A 302-nucleotide genomic window follows, 5' to 3' on the forward strand; every position below is an offset into this window, starting at 1 on the left:
CCGAGAGCCAAGATCCCGAAGAGCTGAAAGCCGCTTGGAAAGGCTGGCATGCCGTTGGCAAGGGAATTCGCAAGAATTTCGAAAGGTACGTAAAGCTTGGCAATGTTGGTGTAAACGAAATGGGTTTTCCGGATAAGAGCAATCTTTGGAGAGCCCAATTTGACATGCCTCCCGATGAGTTTTCCAAGCAAGTGGATCAATTGTGGCAGGAGCTAAGACCGCTTTACGTTGAGTTGCACGCCTACGTTCGTACAAAATTGCGAGAAAAATATGGTGAAAAAATAGTATCAGTAAAGGGACCC

Annotated in this window: 1 protein-coding gene; it reads left to right on the forward strand. The window is 46.7% G+C overall.

Features of this window, described 5'->3' with window-relative positions; all coding sequences use genetic code 11:
- The coding region (locus R5H29_RS09860; RefSeq protein ID WP_332329119.1) for a M2 family metallopeptidase at positions 1-302 on the forward strand (302 nt) is incomplete at both ends.

This window comes from Stenotrophomonas sp. A3_2 (assembly GCF_036624925.1).
GTDB classification, from domain to species: Bacteria; Pseudomonadota; Gammaproteobacteria; order Xanthomonadales; family Xanthomonadaceae; genus Stenotrophomonas; species Stenotrophomonas hibiscicola.